The sequence below is a fragment of the Frigoribacterium sp. CFBP 8759 genome, from assembly GCF_014841655.1.
Lineage (GTDB): Bacteria > Actinomycetota > Actinomycetes > Actinomycetales > Microbacteriaceae > Frigoribacterium.
The window spans coordinates 595241-609114 of record NZ_JACYUH010000003.1 but is presented as its reverse complement, the minus strand read 5'-3'; the positions used below and the strand labels follow the sequence as shown (position 1 = coordinate 609114).

13 protein-coding genes, 2 tRNA genes and 1 pseudogene are annotated in these 13874 nt (G+C 73.8%); 6 read left to right on the top strand and 10 right to left on the bottom strand.

The features are described from left to right. Positions 1-8: 8 nt before the first annotated feature. Positions 9-1226 carry a sensor histidine kinase gene (locus IFT79_RS13040; RefSeq protein ID WP_192124591.1) on the top strand — a complete coding sequence of 406 codons (1218 nt, stop codon included), beginning with the start codon at positions 9-11 and terminating at the stop codon, positions 1224-1226. A 65-nt stretch (positions 1227-1291) separates the two neighbouring features. Then, positions 1292-1933 carry a response regulator gene (locus IFT79_RS13035; protein WP_056047759.1) on the top strand — a complete coding sequence of 214 codons (642 nt, stop codon included), beginning with the start codon at positions 1292-1294 and terminating at the stop codon, positions 1931-1933. A 79-nt stretch (positions 1934-2012) separates the two neighbouring features. Here IFT79_RS13035 and IFT79_RS13030 read toward each other — a convergent pair whose 3' ends face one another. Genes IFT79_RS13030 through IFT79_RS13020 form a run of 3 tightly spaced genes read right to left on the bottom strand, consistent with a single transcriptional unit; the run spans position 2013 to position 3987 of the window. Continuing rightward, positions 2013-3104, bottom strand: a complete 1092-nt coding sequence (locus IFT79_RS13030; RefSeq protein WP_255350790.1) for a UDP-N-acetylmuramate dehydrogenase — start codon at positions 3102-3104, stop codon at positions 2013-2015. Further along, the gene (locus IFT79_RS13025; RefSeq protein WP_056046546.1) at positions 3101-3532 is read right to left on the bottom strand and encodes a MaoC family dehydratase; all 432 of its coding nucleotides are present in this window, start codon (positions 3530-3532) and stop codon (positions 3101-3103) included. Before IFT79_RS13025 ends, IFT79_RS13030 begins: the two co-directional genes overlap by 4 nt. Beyond that, the gene (locus IFT79_RS13020) at positions 3529-3987 is read right to left on the bottom strand and encodes an FAS1-like dehydratase domain-containing protein (protein ID WP_173151341.1); all 459 of its coding nucleotides are present in this window, start codon (positions 3985-3987) and stop codon (positions 3529-3531) included. The genes IFT79_RS13025 and IFT79_RS13020 overlap by 4 nt, the downstream gene beginning before the upstream one ends. Positions 3988-4202: 215 nt before the next feature. Between IFT79_RS13020 and IFT79_RS16505 the strand changes: the two are divergent. Together IFT79_RS16505 and IFT79_RS13010 are read left to right on the top strand one after the other, a co-directional pair. Further along, positions 4203-4421 (top strand): annotated as a pseudogene (locus IFT79_RS16505) (DUF3072 domain-containing protein); the annotation flags it as partial. A gap of 301 nt (positions 4422-4722) precedes the next feature. Continuing rightward, positions 4723-5625, top strand: a complete 903-nt coding sequence (locus tag IFT79_RS13010) for a UbiA family prenyltransferase (RefSeq protein WP_192124589.1) — start codon at positions 4723-4725, stop codon at positions 5623-5625. A gap of 54 nt (positions 5626-5679) precedes the next feature. On the opposite strand, the gene IFT79_RS13005 is transcribed toward IFT79_RS13010, so the two are convergent. The 5 genes from IFT79_RS13005 to IFT79_RS12985 form a co-directional block, all read right to left on the bottom strand. Next, on the bottom strand, positions 5680-6843 hold the full coding sequence (locus IFT79_RS13005) for an FAD-dependent oxidoreductase (protein ID WP_192124586.1): 1164 nt from the start codon (positions 6841-6843) through the stop codon (positions 5680-5682). After that, positions 6830-7612, bottom strand: coding sequence for a class I SAM-dependent methyltransferase (locus IFT79_RS13000; RefSeq protein WP_285063009.1), 783 nt, complete (start codon positions 7610-7612; stop codon positions 6830-6832). The genes IFT79_RS13005 and IFT79_RS13000 overlap by 14 nt, the downstream gene beginning before the upstream one ends. Further along, the gene (locus IFT79_RS12995; RefSeq protein WP_192124584.1) at positions 7609-8727 is read right to left on the bottom strand and encodes a type III polyketide synthase; all 1119 of its coding nucleotides are present in this window, start codon (positions 8725-8727) and stop codon (positions 7609-7611) included. Before IFT79_RS12995 ends, IFT79_RS13000 begins: the two co-directional genes overlap by 4 nt. Positions 8728-8857: 130 nt before the next feature. Next, positions 8858-8931: transfer RNA gene (locus IFT79_RS12990), tRNA-Met, on the bottom strand. Between the two features lie 52 nt (positions 8932-8983). Beyond that, a tRNA-Thr gene (locus tag IFT79_RS12985) sits at positions 8984-9055 on the bottom strand. 126 nt (positions 9056-9181) lie between these two features. Here IFT79_RS12985 and IFT79_RS12980 point away from each other — a divergent pair. Further along, positions 9182-9754, top strand: a complete 573-nt coding sequence (locus IFT79_RS12980) for a 2'-5' RNA ligase family protein (protein ID WP_192124582.1) — start codon at positions 9182-9184, stop codon at positions 9752-9754. A gap of 9 nt (positions 9755-9763) precedes the next feature. Here the strand turns inward: IFT79_RS12980 and IFT79_RS12975 are convergent, their stop codons facing one another. After that, the gene (locus IFT79_RS12975; RefSeq protein ID WP_192124580.1) at positions 9764-10708 is read right to left on the bottom strand and encodes an aldo/keto reductase; all 945 of its coding nucleotides are present in this window, start codon (positions 10706-10708) and stop codon (positions 9764-9766) included. A 129-nt stretch (positions 10709-10837) separates the two neighbouring features. On the opposite strand from IFT79_RS12975, the gene IFT79_RS12970 reads away from it, so the two are divergent. Continuing rightward, positions 10838-12562 (top strand): glycoside hydrolase family 13 protein, encoded by a 1725-nt coding sequence (locus tag IFT79_RS12970; protein WP_056046553.1) that lies wholly within the window; start codon positions 10838-10840, stop codon positions 12560-12562. A 79-nt stretch (positions 12563-12641) separates the two neighbouring features. Here IFT79_RS12970 and IFT79_RS16980 read toward each other — a convergent pair whose 3' ends face one another. Then, the gene (locus IFT79_RS16980) at positions 12642-13808 is read right to left on the bottom strand and encodes a peptidoglycan DD-metalloendopeptidase family protein (protein ID WP_192124578.1); all 1167 of its coding nucleotides are present in this window, start codon (positions 13806-13808) and stop codon (positions 12642-12644) included. Between the last annotated feature and the right edge of the window lie 66 nt (positions 13809-13874).

Genomic DNA, 13874 nt, shown 5'->3' with positions numbered 1-13874 from the left:
TGATCGACATGGACGACACCGGCGACCGGGCGGAGGCCGCGGCCCCCGCCCGGTCGGGAACCGCCATCTCGATGCGCTGGTGGGACGCCGGCCTCGCGATCACGGTCGTGGTGATGGTCGTCCTGGCCACGACCTCGTCGAGCGGCCGGGTCACGGCCTCGTTCGTCGCCGTCGGGCTGCTGGTGCTCACGTGGTTCGCCCTCGCGCGGCCCGTGGTGCGTCGCGCCGTCGCGCTGCTGTCGCTCCCGACCGTGACGGCCGTCGCCGCGCTCGTGGTGGTGGGCGGCGTCACGGTGGCCGCCACCCCCGAACTCGCGGTCGTGCAGGCCTTCCTCATGCCGCTGATCTGGACGCTGCTCCCCGGCACCCGGTCCGCGATCGTCGCCAACGTCTGCTTGTGCGTCGCCATCTCGATCGGGTTCGTCGTCAGCCTGGGGTGGTCGGCCGAGGCCCTCGCGACGGCCGCCACCAGCGAAGGCCTCTCGCTCGTCTTCAGCATCGCGCTGGGGATGTGGATCACCACGATCGCCGGGGTCGGGGTCGAACGCGGCCGGCTGCTCGACGAGCTGCGCGAGGCCCAGGCCGAACTGGCCGCGCGGCACCGCGACGCGGGCACGAGCACCGAACGCGAGCGCCTGGCCCGGGAGATCCACGACACGATCGCCCAGAGCCTCACCGGAGTCGTCATGCTCGCGCAGCAGACCCGCGGAGCCCTCGCGGCCGGCGACCTGACGACGACCCGTGAACGGCTCGACGTGATCGAGGCCGCCGCCCGCGAGGCCCTCACCGAGGCGCGCACCCTCGTCGCGGCGACCGCGTCCACCGGACCGGCGGGCACCGACGTGGCGGCCGCCCTCCATCGCCTCGGCGAGCGCTTCGAGCGGGAGAGCGGAATCGGGATCACGGTCGACGCCGTCGAGGTCGACCTGCCCCGCGACCTGCAGGTCGTGCTGGTGCGGTGCACCCAGGAGGCGCTGGCCAACGTCCGCAAGCACAGTGCGTCGACGTCGGCGCGGGTCACGCTCACGGCGACGGACGGGACGGCCGTGCTCGTCGTGTCCGACGACGGCACCGGGTTCGACACGGCGGTCGCATCGACCGGGTTCGGCCTCGACGGCCTCCGCGAGCGGCTCGAGCTGTCGGGTGGCCGCCTCGACGTCTCGTCGGACCGCGACGGGACGGTCGTCACCGCGCAGGTCCCCCGCGCCGCGGTGGTGACCCCGTGACCGCGGGGCCCGCGCACGAGGATGCGACGTCGACCGGGCCCGGAGCCTCGCCGGCGGGATCGCCCGTGCACCGCACCGTCGTGGCCGACGACCATCCGATCGTGCGGCAGGGCATCGCCGCCCTGCTCGCGACGACGGACGACTTCGTCGTGGTGGGGCAGGCGAGCGACGGCTCCGAGGCCGTCGCCCTGGCGGACTCGCTCGAGCCCGACCTGATCGTGATGGACCTCCGCATGCCCGGCCTCGACGGTGTCGAGGCGACCGAGGCCGTCCTGGCACGTCACCCGACGACCAAGGTCGTCGTGCTCACCACCTACGAGTCCGACGACAGCATCCTGCGGGCGATCGAGGTGGGGGCGAGCGGCTACCTCCTGAAGGCCTCCCCGGAGGACGAGCTCGTGGCGGGCCTCCGAGCCGTGGTCGCGGGACAGGTGGCCCTCGCCCCCGCGATGGCGGCCCGTCTCGTCGGCCGCGCACGCAGCGGCGCCGAGCCCGTGCCGCGCCCGACCCCGTTGAGTCCTCGCGAGACCGACGTGCTCGCCCTCGTGGCGGAGGGTTGCTCGAACCGCGAGATCGGACGCCGGCTGTTCGTCGGCGAGGCGACGGTCAAGACGCACCTGCTGCACGTCTTCGAGAAACTGGGCGTCAACGACCGGACGCGCGCCGTCACGCTGGCGCTCGAACTCGGCCACCTGCCGCGCCGCTGAGGATCTCTGCGCCGCGACGTCGGACGGGCACCGCCGCGTCGGACGCACGTGGCCGCGTCGGACGCACGCGGCCGCGTCCCTACAGCGAGAGGCCGAGGAGGACGGGCTCGGGGTGCAGCAGCACGCCGAACTCGGACTGGACCCGCTGCTGCACGTAGCGCGCGAGCTCGGCGACCTCGTCGCCCGTGGCACCGCCACGGTTGGTCAGGGCCAGGGTGTGCTTGGACGAGACGGCGGCTCGCGAGCCCGGCAGGCGGAAACCCCTCGCGATGCCGGCGTGCTCGATCAGCCAGGCGGCGCTGAGCTTGACCTCGGCGGGCGCACGGGGCGCCGGGGCGGCCGGCTCCTCACCGAGTGGCACGACCTGGCGCTCGGGCTCGGGGCCGGTCGGCCACCGTGGCGCGTCGGCCGGCAGGGTCGACGCGTCGGCCCGCGACACGATCGGGTTGGTGAAGAACGATCCGCTCGACGCCGTGTCACGGTCGGCCGGGTCGAGCACCATGCCCTTCGCGGCCCGCAGGGCGAGCACGCTGGAGCGCACGTCGGCGACCGAGACCCGGGCCCCGAGCTCGACGCCGAGGGCCTTCGCGAGCTGCGGGTACGCGACCTGCTCGCTCGCGCCTCCGTGGTCCGTGAGGGCGAACTCCACGGCCGTGACGACGCCCCGACGGCCCTGCTTGAAGACGCTCGTGCGGTACCCGAGGTCGAGGTTGGCCGCGGGGATGCGGACGAACTCGCCCGAGTCGTCGTCCAGGAAGTCGACGGCCACGAGCGTCGAGGCGACCTCCTGGCCGTAGGCACCGATGTTCTGGATCGGCGACGCGCCCGTCGAGCCGGGGATGCCGCTGAGCGCCTCGAGCCCCGACCAGCCCTGCTCGACCGTGGAGGCGACGAGGTCGTCCCAGGGCTCACCGGCGGCGACGCGGAGGTGGACGCGGTGGTCGTCGGAGTCGACGCGCTCGACACCCCGGGTGGCCACGTGGACGACCGTGCCGTCGAACGGCTCGTCGGAGGCGACCGTGTTCGACCCGCCGCCCAGGACGTACCAGGGGTCGTCACCGACCGACGCCTCACGGACCGCGGCCAGCAGCTCGTCGGTCGTCGTCGCCTCGACCAGGCGGGCGGGCTCGCCGCCCACCTGCATCGTCGTGAGCTCGGCGAAGGTCGTCACGCCAGCGTCACCACGACCTGGGCCTTGCCCAGCACGGTCTGGCCGCCGGCGGTCACGGTCAGGTCGATGCGCGCCGTGCCGGCCTCGGCGTCGAGCTTGCCCACCTTCGCGACGACGGCGATCTCGGCCCCGGCGGTGGGGTCGACCACGACGGGACGCGTGAAGCGCACCTGGTAGTCCGACACCCGACCGAGCACGCCGGCGTCGTCGCCCGCCCCCTCGAGCCATTCGACGACCGGCTGGACGGCGGTGCCCATCGTGAGCATGCCGTGGGCCAGGACACCGGGGAGACCGACCGCGGCCGCCACGTCGTCGCGGTAGTGGATGGGGTTGAAGTCGCCCGAGGCGCCGGCGTAGCGCACCAACGAGTCGCGTGTCAGGGGGTAGGTCTTCTCGGCGACGACCTGGCCGACCTCGAGGGCGCTCACGCGGCGGCCTCGTCGTCGGCGCGGACGACGAGCGTCGACACGGCGGTGACCACGTGCCGCCCGTCGACGTCGCGCATGTCGGAGGACGCCGTGACCATGGCGTTGCCGCCCAGCGTCTTGACGCTCGTCACGGTCAGGGTGGCCGTGAGCTCGTCCCCCGCGACGATCGGACGCGAGAGCGAGAAGCGCTGCTCGCCGTGGACGACGCGGGAGAAGTCGATGCCCGCGTCGGGTTCGGCGAGCAACTGGGCGAGGGTGGCCTCTTGGACGACGACGGCGAAGGTCGGCGGGGCGACGAGGTCGCCGTGCCCGGCCGCGTGGGCCGCCTCGACGTCGAACGAGAGCGGGCTCGTCGAGCCGGTCGCGCGGGCGAACTCGCGCACCTTCTCGCGGCCCACGAGGTAGGGCGGGGCCGGCGGGAAGACCCGCCCTTGCAGATCAGGGTTCACGGACACGCGGTCGAGTCTAACCAGCGGGGTACGTCGCCCGGCCCGGTGTCGGGGGCACGGCGTACGTTCACGTCATGAGCGACGCGAACATCGACCCCGACATCACCCCCGTCGACCCGGCAGCGGCCGAGTCCGACGAGACGACGACCACCGACACGACGACCACCGACGAGACCGACCAGGCCGCCACGGCCCGCGAGGAGAACGCAGCTCCCGCACACGGCGAGACGCTCGGCGGCGCCCGCCCCGACGGCGGCAGCACGGCGTCGAAGGACCCCGACGACTGGGTCACCGGCGACGAGCCCATCACCGGCCCGCAGAAGAGCTACCTCGACACCCTCGCCCGCGAGGCCGGTGAAGAGCTGCCCGCCGACATGACGAAGGCCGAGGCGAGCGAGCACATCGACCGCCTCCAGCAGAAGACCGGCCGCGGGGCCTGACCCCTCGTCGTCCCCCGGGGCCCGGGCCGATCCGCGAAAGACGGCCCGGTGCCCCTTCCGATCCACCCGTGGCAGTCGTACACTCCAGTCACGTCTGGGATGGTAACTCGACGTGGGCACCCTCCTCTGGCGCGTGCCGGTACTGATCCACCTGCACCTCGAGCGCCGAGGGTGCGACGGGGTGCATCCGAGTCCTCCCCCGACTCGGGTGCACCTCTTCACGTCGCCCACCGCATCGCGTCCCGCCGTCCAGGGCCGACCGACCCGGGGCCGTGCGGCTCCGTCCGTCTAGGGTGAACGGATGATCTCCCCCGAGCCCCCGGTCTCCACCGCCGGCTCCGGTCGCCGCGACGGCCCCGCCTCGTGGACCGCCGCCCTGCTGGGTTCGACGCACCCGGGGCCGACGGTGGTGGTGACCGTCCTCGCCGTCGTGCTGGGCGCCTCCTCGGGGTTGCCCCTCGGCCGACTCGTGCTGCTCGCCCTCGCGGTGCTGCTCGGACAGGCCTCGATCGGGTTCGCCAACGACTGGCTCGACGCCGGGCGCGACCGCGCCGTCGGCCGGACCGACAAGCCGGTGGCCCGGGGCCTCGTGAGCGTGTCGGCCGTTCGCCGTGCCGCGGTGGTCTGCGGCGTGCTGATGCTCGTGCCGTCCTACGCGCTCGGGCCCGCAGCCGGCACGGCCCACCTCGTGCTCGTGGCCTCGGGGTGGGCGTACGACCTCGGGCTCAAGCGGACCCCGGTCTCGGTGGTGCCCTTCGTCGTGAGCTTCGGCCTGCTGCCGGCCGTCGCCACCCTCGCGGCGGCACCACCGTCGCCTCCCGCCGCCTGGGCCGTGGCGGTCGGAGCCGTCTTCGGCATCGCGATCCACTTCACGAACGTCCTGCCCGACCTCGACGACGACGCGCGCACCGGCATCGTCGGGCTCCCCCACCGCCTCGGGCGGACCGTCTCGGGAGTCGTCGCGTTCGCGGCGCTGGCCATCGCGGCCGTCCTGCTGCTCTCGGGCCGACTGGGCGGCGACTCGTCGGCTCCGGGCCTCGTCGCTGCCGCCGTCGGCACCGCCGTGACCCTCGGCATCGCCGTCGTCGGAGTGCGCCTCGTGCTCGCGGGACGCGTCGACCGGACCCTCTTCCGGTTGATCATGGTGGCGGCCCTGCTGCTCGTGGTGCAGCTCGCCCTCAGCGGCGGCACCGTCGTCGCCTGAGCACGCGGGTCGGCGGAGGGGAGCCGGGACGGCGCGGCCGCGGGGGCCGACCGCTCAGGCCCAGCGCATGGCGTAGACCGACGCGAGCAGGTGCCTGCTCGGAGCCCTCAGCACGGCTCCGAGCGCCAGGTCCCGGGCCCGAGCCGCTCCCCCGCCGACGGGCCGACCGAGGGCGGTGTTCCACTCGGCCTGCCGGGCGGCGCGGAGGGCGGCGCGGGCACGGTCGGCGTCGAAACGGCCGAACGTCGTCGGATCGAGCACCCGGCCACCCCTCCGCTTCACCGCCGCGGCGATGACGGCCTCGAGCGCGTGCCCGTCGAGCCAGCCGAGGTTCATGCCCTGGCCGCCGATGGGACTGATCTCGTGGGCGGCGTCGCCGATCAACGTGACCCGGCCGACGACCGTCCGGACGGCCAGCCGGCGCCGGACGCCGAACCCGCTCGTCATGGTCGAGGTCGTCGGGTCGACGGGTGACCCGGTGCGGTCCGACACGAGCCGCGCGACGTCGTCCGGTGCGACCGACGCGGTCGCTGCGTGAGCCGACCCGACGTGCACCACGAACCGTCGTCGACCCGCGGGCAACGGGAACGACTCGACCACCCCGGAGCGCTCGAGATGGATCACGGCGTCGGGGCCGTGGCCGGTGGCGTCGGCGAAGTCGCCCATCACGTAGCGGTCGGGCAGGTCCCGGGCCCTGGTGTCGACGCCCAGCGCGGCGCGGACGGCGCTGCGCGTGCCGTCGGCCCCGACGACGAAGCGGGCGGCGACGACCACCGGCCCCTCGTCGTCGACCCCCTCGACGACCACGTCCTCGTCGCGTTGTGCGAGCCCGACGAACCGCACGCCCCGACGGAGCGCGTCGTCCCGCCGCGCGGCCAACCCCGTCCGCAGCACCGCCTCGGTGCGGTCCTGCGGCACCGCCGCGACGAACGGCCACCGCGACGACGCCCGGTCGAACGGCACCACGCCGACCGTCCGCTCGCCGCTCCGGGCGATGCCCCGCCGGATGCGGACGGCGTCGGCGAGCAGGTCGTCCGCGAGGCCGAGCCGGTCGAAGAGGTCGATCGAGGGCGGATGCACGCCGAGGGCGCGCGAGTGCGCCGGATCGTCGACCCGCGCCTCCCAGACGACGGCGTCGAGGCCGCGATCCGCCAGGGCGGCGGCGAGCATCACCCCGACGGGCCCCCCACCGACGATCAGAACGTCATGCGTCCGCACGGCCGGCACCCCCGGGGGCGTCGACGCCGATCTGGCGGACGAGCAGCAGGCGGAAGGGCCACTGCCGGACGACGCGCCACCCCGGCGGAGCCACGTCGACCAGCTCGTCGGCGGTGAAGCTGCGGCGGATCGACAGGAGCCCGTCGACGTGGACGAACGAGCGGGTCCGCCACGGCCAGGTCGCGGCCCGGTAGGCGAGGTACGCCCCGCGGGCCCGCTCGATGTCGGCGTGCAGCACGAGACGGGACGCCAGGCGGGCGCTGTCGTCCAGCACGGCCGCCCGGGCCTCGTCGTCGAGGTGGTGCAGGACGTGGTTCGACACGACCACGTCGAAGGTCTCGCCCGCCGCCACGAGGTCGGCGCTCGAGGCCCGCCGGAACTCGACGCCGGGCGGGACGGGGCGGGACGCCGCGAAGGCGTGGGCCCGTTCGTCGGGATCGACGGCCACGACCTCGAGGGCGAGCCCGTCGCGACGGGCCCAGCCGGCCAGGGCGCGCGCGAGGTCGCCGCCGCCGGACCCGAGGTCGAGCAGCCGGGTCGTCACGTCCGCCGACAACAGCGGGCGCAGGCGGCGGAGGTACGCCCGGCGCCACCCCGCCACGAGACCGTTCACGACCGGGAAGGCCCGGTAGGTGGCGTTCAGCAGGCCGAGGTCGCAGCCCGGGTCGTCCATCAGCTCGACGAGTCCGACGCCTCGTCGCGACAGGTCCGGCCACCAGGGCGGCCGCACCGCGACCGACGGAGCCGAGGAGGTGCGGGTCGCGCTCACGAGACCGCGCGACGCGTCATCAGCGCGGTCTCGACGGTCAGTCCGGGGCCGAAGGCCATGGCGCCCACGCGCTGCGACGGGGCGGGTTGCCCGGCCAGGAGGTCGGCGAGGATGAACAGGACGGTCGCGCTCGACATGTTGCCGTAGTCGCGCAGGACGTCGCGTGAGGGCGCCATGTGGGCGTCGGTGAGCCCGAGCTGCTGTTGCACGCGGTCGAGGATGCTGCGCCCGCCCGGATGGACGGCCCACAGGTCGACGTCGCCGACGCCGACGCCGCCGGCCTCGAAGAGCGGTGCCAGGGCCGAGTCGATGTGCAGCTCGATGATCTGCGGGACGTAGCTGCTCAGCACCATGTCGAAGCCCAGGTCGCCGATCGTCCACGCCATGTCGGTCTCGCCGACCGGGGTGAGCACCGTCTCGAGGACGTCGAGGTCGAGCACGACGGAGCCCGACGGCGCCGGGCGGGCGGTCACCACGGCGGCGGCCGCCCCGTCGGCGAACACGGACGAGGCGACGATCGAGTCGGGGTCGTCGGAGCTCCGCAGGTGCAGCGTGCAGAGCTCGGCGCAGACGACGAGCACGACCGCCTCCGGATCGGCGAGGCAGAAGTCGCGTGCGGCGGCGAGGGCGGGGAAGGCCCCGTAGCAGCCCATGAAGCCCAGGTGGTGGCGACGGGTCGACGGCGACAACCCGAGGCCCCGGACGAGCAGGTAGTCGGGCCCGGGGGCGAAGAAGCCGGTGCACGACACGCTGATCACGTGCGTGACGTCGTCGGGCCCGAGGTCGGGCGCCGCCGCGAGCGCGGCACGAGCGGCGTCGAGGAACAGCTGGGGCGACCGGTCCGTGTAGACCTGGTTGCGCGCACCCGTGCCGGGTCGGAGGATCTCGTTCGACGCGGCGTCGTAGAACGTGGGCTCGCCCTCGCGCGGTCGCCGGTCGAGCTCGTCGACGACGGTGTGCCGGGTCTCGATGGCCGAGGCACCGAACGCGGCGCCGACGATGCGCTGACCGAGGCGGCCGAGGCCGGCCTGGGTCGCGAAGATCTCTCGGACGTCGTCCTGTCGGATGATGGTCGGGGGCACCGCGGTGCCGATGCTGCGGATGCTCACGGCCATGCTTCATCGTATGCCCGACGCCCGGGCACGGCGCACCGGTCGCGTCTCGGTGCGCGGAGACGACCCGGCGGATGACCACCGAGCGTACGGACGACGAAGGCCCGAACTCGTGAGAGATCCGGGCCTGCGGTAGCGAGGGCGGGACTTGAACCCGCGACACCACGATTATGAGCCGTGTGCTCTAACCAACTGAGCTACCCCGCCGCAGGCTGCAGGCCCTGCCGGCATCACACCGGGACGGGACCGAGACAGCCAGAGCCCCGAGTCAGGATTGAACTGACGACCCCTTCCTTACCATGGAAGTGCTCTACCACTGAGCTATCGGGGCGTGACCACCAGGCGAGCGACCGAGGCCGCTGCCGATTGGCACCAGACAAGGGTAGCAGAGCGAACGGGCTGCTGACGCCACGTGCCGACCCGGCCCGCCGAAGGCCCCGCGGGGCAGGATCGACGGGTGCACAGCCTCGAACTCCTGCTCGACCCGGCCTCCGACGGAGCCGTCCGTGACGAATGGCGCGTGCTGTCCGCGGCGGGCCTCCCGTCGCAGGGCGACCACGTCGGGACGTCGAACGCGCCGCACGTCACCCTGGTGGCACGACCCGACCTCGACCCGGCCGCCGACCCGCGCCTCCTGCCCCTCTCGGAGGCGCTGCCGATGCCCGCCGAGCTCGGTGGGCTGCTGCTCTTCGGGTCGCCCCCGCGCGGGCTCGTGCTCGTGCGACCCGTGGTCGTGACGGGAGAACTGCTGGACCTCCACGCCCGGGTGCACGAGAGCCTGGGAGGCGCGGGGGACGTCCCGCACACCACGCCCGGTCGGTGGACCCCCCACGTCACCCTCGCGTCACGCCTCACGCCCGACCAGGTGGCCCGGGCCCTCGACGCCCTCTCCGAGGCCGGCGTCCCGTCGACCCGGCCGGTCGTGCTGTCCCGGCTGCGGCGCTGGGACCCGGGCGCGCGGACGATCGTCCCGCTGGGTCCCGTCGCCGCGGACGGGCAGGCGCATGAGAGGGACGGCGCCGGGCGCTGACCCCGGACGTCAGGCGAGCGGACGCGAGGCCGCCTCGAGCGACGCCAGGTCGCCCTCGGTCAACTCGACCCGGGCGGCGTCGAGCAGGCCCTCGAGCTGGCGGGGGGTCCGGGCGCTGCCGAGTGCGCCGATGACGTTGTCGCGGGAGGCGAGCCACGCGACGGCCACGGCGCCCGGCTCGACGTCGAGACGCTCGGCGATCTCGACGACGACCTCGAGGGTGCCCTGGTTCTGCGGCGTGACGTAGCTGAGGGCCCGGCTGCCCCGGGGAGAGTCCCCGCGGCCGGCCTCGTGACGGTACTTGCCCGTCAGGAACCCGCTCGCCAGGGACGAGTGCGGCAACACGGCGAGGTCGTAGTGGTCCACGATGGCGGCGACGTCCTGCTCGTACTCGCCCCGTCGCACCAGGTTGTACGCGACCTGGACCAAACGGAACGGGTGGAGTCCGTCGCGATCCGCGATCGCGAGGGCCTGCCGGAGGCGCGCGCCGGTGTAGTTGGACGCCCCGGCGCAGAGGATCTTGCCCTCGTCGACGAGCTCGCTGAGCGCGCCCACCGTCTCGTCCAGCGGTGTCTCGTCGTCGTCGAAGTGCGTGAAGTAGAAGTCGACGTGGTCGGTGCGCAGACGGCGCAGCGACGCCTCGACCGCCGCCCGGATGCTGGCACGCGACAGGCCGGGGGCGTCAGGGTGCTGCCCGCACTTGGTGCTCAGCACGACCCGGTCGCGGTTGCCCGGTCGGGCGAGCCACCGGCCGATGATCGCCTCGGACTCGCCCCCGGAGTTGCCCGGCAGCCACGCCGAGTAGACGTCGGCCGTGTCGACGACGCGGCCGCCGTCGTCGGCGAACAGGTCGAGCACCTCGAGGGCGGTGGGGGCGCCGACCGTCCAGCCGAAGACGTTGGTTCCGAGCGCGAGCGGGAACGGCCGGGTGCCGGCGGGCAGGTCGGCCGTCACGAGATCGGTCGCAGGGTTCAGGATCGTGCCAATCGTGTCGCGGGTGTTCGTCCCGGAGGTCCCCCTCCGGGCTGTCCTGACCACGACCGTAGCCGATGCCGCGTCGGGGGCCTGCCGTATCGTGGCCTCATGTCCACACGAGATCCGGCCGAGACCGACACGCTGACCCCGACCGCCCCCCTCGAGGGCACCGCGACGACCGCCGACCAGGGCCACGAGTGGTGGCGCACCGCCGTCATCTACCAGGTCTACCCGCGGTCGTTCGCCGACGGCGACGGCGACGGCGTCGGCGACCTCCCCGGCATCACGTCGCGCCTCGACGCCCTCGGCGAGCTCGGCGTCGACGCCGTCTGGCTGTCGCCCTTCTACACCTCGCCCCAGCGCGACGCGGGCTACGACGTGGCCGACTACCGCGACGTCGACCCGCTGTTCGGCACCTTGGACGACTTCGACGCCCTCCGCGCCCGGGCCACCGAGCTGGGCCTGCGGGTCATCGTCGACGTGGTGCCGAACCACACCTCGAGCGACCACGCGTGGTTCCGCGAGGCCCTCGCCTCGCCGGCCGGTTCGGCCGCCCGCGGTCGGTACCTGTTCCGTGACGGCCGCGGCCCCGACGGCGAGCTGCCGCCGAACAACTGGCAGTCGGTCTTCGGCGGCCCGGCGTGGTCCCGCGTGACCGAGGCCGACGGCCGACCGGGCCAGTGGTACCTGCACCTGTTCGACTCGTCGCAACCCGACCTCGACTGGACGAACCGCCGCGTGCGCGACGAGTTCGTCGACGTGCTGCGCTTCTGGCTCGACCGCGGCGTCGACGGGTTCCGGGTCGACGTCGCTCACGGCATGGTCAAGGCCGAGGGCCTGCCCGACTACACGCCCCCCGCCGAGTCCGGCAGCATGGGCGGTGGCCAGGGCGAGTCCGCTCCCCCGCCCTACTGGGGCCAGGAGGGCGTCCACGAGATCTACCGCGAGTGGCACACCGTCCTCGCCGAGTACCCGGGCGACCGGGTGCTCGTCGCCGAGGCCTGGGTCGAACCGCTCTCGCGTCTGGCCGACTGGGTGCGCCCCGACGAGATGCACCAGGCGTTCAACTTCGCCTACCTCGAGACCGGGTGGTCCGCCCCGGCCGTCCGCGAGGTCGTCGACGCGTCCCTCCAGACCTTCTCGAGCGTCGGAGCCCCCAGCACCTGGGTCATGAGCAACCACGACGTCGTCCGGCACGCCAGTCGGCTCGCCCTGACGGCCGAGAACCCGCAGGGGTACGGCATCGGGCCGAAGAGCGAGGGGCTGCCCGTCCCCGAGCTCGGGTTGGCCAGGGCGCGAGCCGCATCGGCGCTCATGTTGGCCCTCCCCGGCAGCGCGTACCTCTACCAGGGCGAAGAACTCGGCCTGCCCGAGGCCATCGACCTGCCCGACGACTCCCGGCAGGACCCCACGTGGTTCCGCACGGACGGGGAGCGCTACGGCCGGGACGGCTGCCGCGTGCCGTTGCCCTGGTCCGCGACCGAGCCGGCCTTCGGGTTCAACGCGACGGGCGCCTCCTGGTTGCCCCAACCCGCGGACTGGTCGACGTACGCCCGGGACGAGCAGCGGGGTGTCGCCGGGTCGACGCTGGAGCTCTACACGCGGGCGCTCCGCCTCCGTGCGGAGCACGAGCTGGGTACGGGCACGCTGACCTGGCTCGAGGGCTTCGGGCCCGAGGTGGTCGCGTTCCGCAGCCAGGGGGTCACCGTCGTGGCCAACATGGGCGACGTCCCCGTCGAGCTCCCCGTGGGCGAGGTCCTGCTGGCCACCATGGTCGTCGACGGGCCGGCCCTGCCGGCGAACGCGACGGTCTGGCTCGCCACCACGTCGTAGCGGCGACGACGACGGAAGAGCCCCACCTGGCGACAGGTGGGGCTCTTCTCGTGCGTGCCGCGCGGAGCGGGACCACGGCTCAGTTCGTGTTGGCCTGGAGCCAGGGATAGGGGTCGACGGGCACGCCGCCGATCACGATCTCGAAGTGCAGGTGGGCCCCGGTGCTGTTGCCCGTGCTGCCGACCTTGCCGATGATGGTGCCGACCGTGACGGTGTCGCCCTCGCGGACCTCGACCGAACCGGTCTGCATGTGCGCGTAGACGCTGGTGACCTTCTGGCCGTTGACGACGTGGTCGATCCAGACGTTGTTGCCCAGGGCACCCGAGGGGCCGTCGACCTTGCTGACGACGCCGTCGGCGATCGCCTGGATCGGCGAGCCGGCACCCGGGACGAAGTCGAGACCCTGGTGGAACGTCGAGCAGAAGCCGCAGTTGGCCACCTGGCGGGCGCCGAAGCCGCTGCTGATCGGCACGCCCGTCTGGAACGGCCACTGGACCGTGCCGTCGACGTCGTTCGAGAACGTGCTGGCACTCGTCGAGGCGTACTCGGAGACGGCCTTCATCTCGGTGACCGAGTAACCGTCGCGCGAGACACCGGCCGTGCCGTCGGCCGAGGGTGCGGTCGCCGTGTAGCTCTGGGAGTCGGCGGCCTTCTTGGCGGCCGTCTGCGTGGGGGTGTCGACGAAGAAGGCGTTGGCGGGCACCGAGGTGGCCACGAGCATGGACGCGGCGAAGAGCATGGCTCCGACGACCGTGACGCGCTTGGTGGTGCGTCGGAAGGTCGCCCCGGCGGTGCGGGGCGCGCGGACGGGCGCCTCGAGGCGAGCCGCGGGGCGCTGTGCGCGGGCCTTCGCGGTGCGTCCGGCAGCTGCGGGACGGGTGCCGGAGTCCGCACCGAGACGAGCGGCTCGTCGCGGCGAGACGTGCTCGGTCGCCGCGGACGGGCCAGTCGTGGGCCGGGCCTCGGCGGCGGGCTCGGCGACCACGCGGGCCGCAGTGCTCGTAGCGGCGGCAGCCGTCGTGGTGGCGGAGGTCGTGGTGGCGGCGGAGGCCGTTGCGGTCACGGGCCGGGCCGCGCGGCGTTCGGCCTCACGGGCTTCGCGACGGGTGAGGTAGACGGGGGCGTCGGCCACGACGGGGACGGTCGGAGCGACACTCGGCGAACCGGTGCCCGTGAGGTCGTCGGTGGCGCGACGCGACGGGGTTCCGTCGCCGTCGGGCTCGGCGATCTGCTGGTACTTCGTCACGTGTGATGGGTCCTCGGGGTGATCGGGATCGGACGGTGGGTGCACCGTCGTCTTCACGGCCGTCAC

What these genes read in the sequence shown, in the direction of transcription:
- IFT79_RS12970 (WP_056046553.1), top strand. Translation starts at nt 10,838, where the DNA reads ATGTCCACACGAGATCCGGCCGAGACCGACACGCTGACCCCGACCGCC.
- IFT79_RS13040 (WP_192124591.1), top strand. Translation starts at nt 9, where the DNA reads ATGGACGACACCGGCGACCGGGCGGAGGCCGCGGCCCCCGCCCGGTCG.
- IFT79_RS12995 (WP_192124584.1), bottom strand. Translation starts at nt 8,727, where the DNA reads ATGGCCGTGAGCATCCGCAGCATCGGCACCGCGGTGCCCCCGACCATC.
- IFT79_RS13010 (WP_192124589.1), top strand. Translation starts at nt 4,723, where the DNA reads ATGATCTCCCCCGAGCCCCCGGTCTCCACCGCCGGCTCCGGTCGCCGC.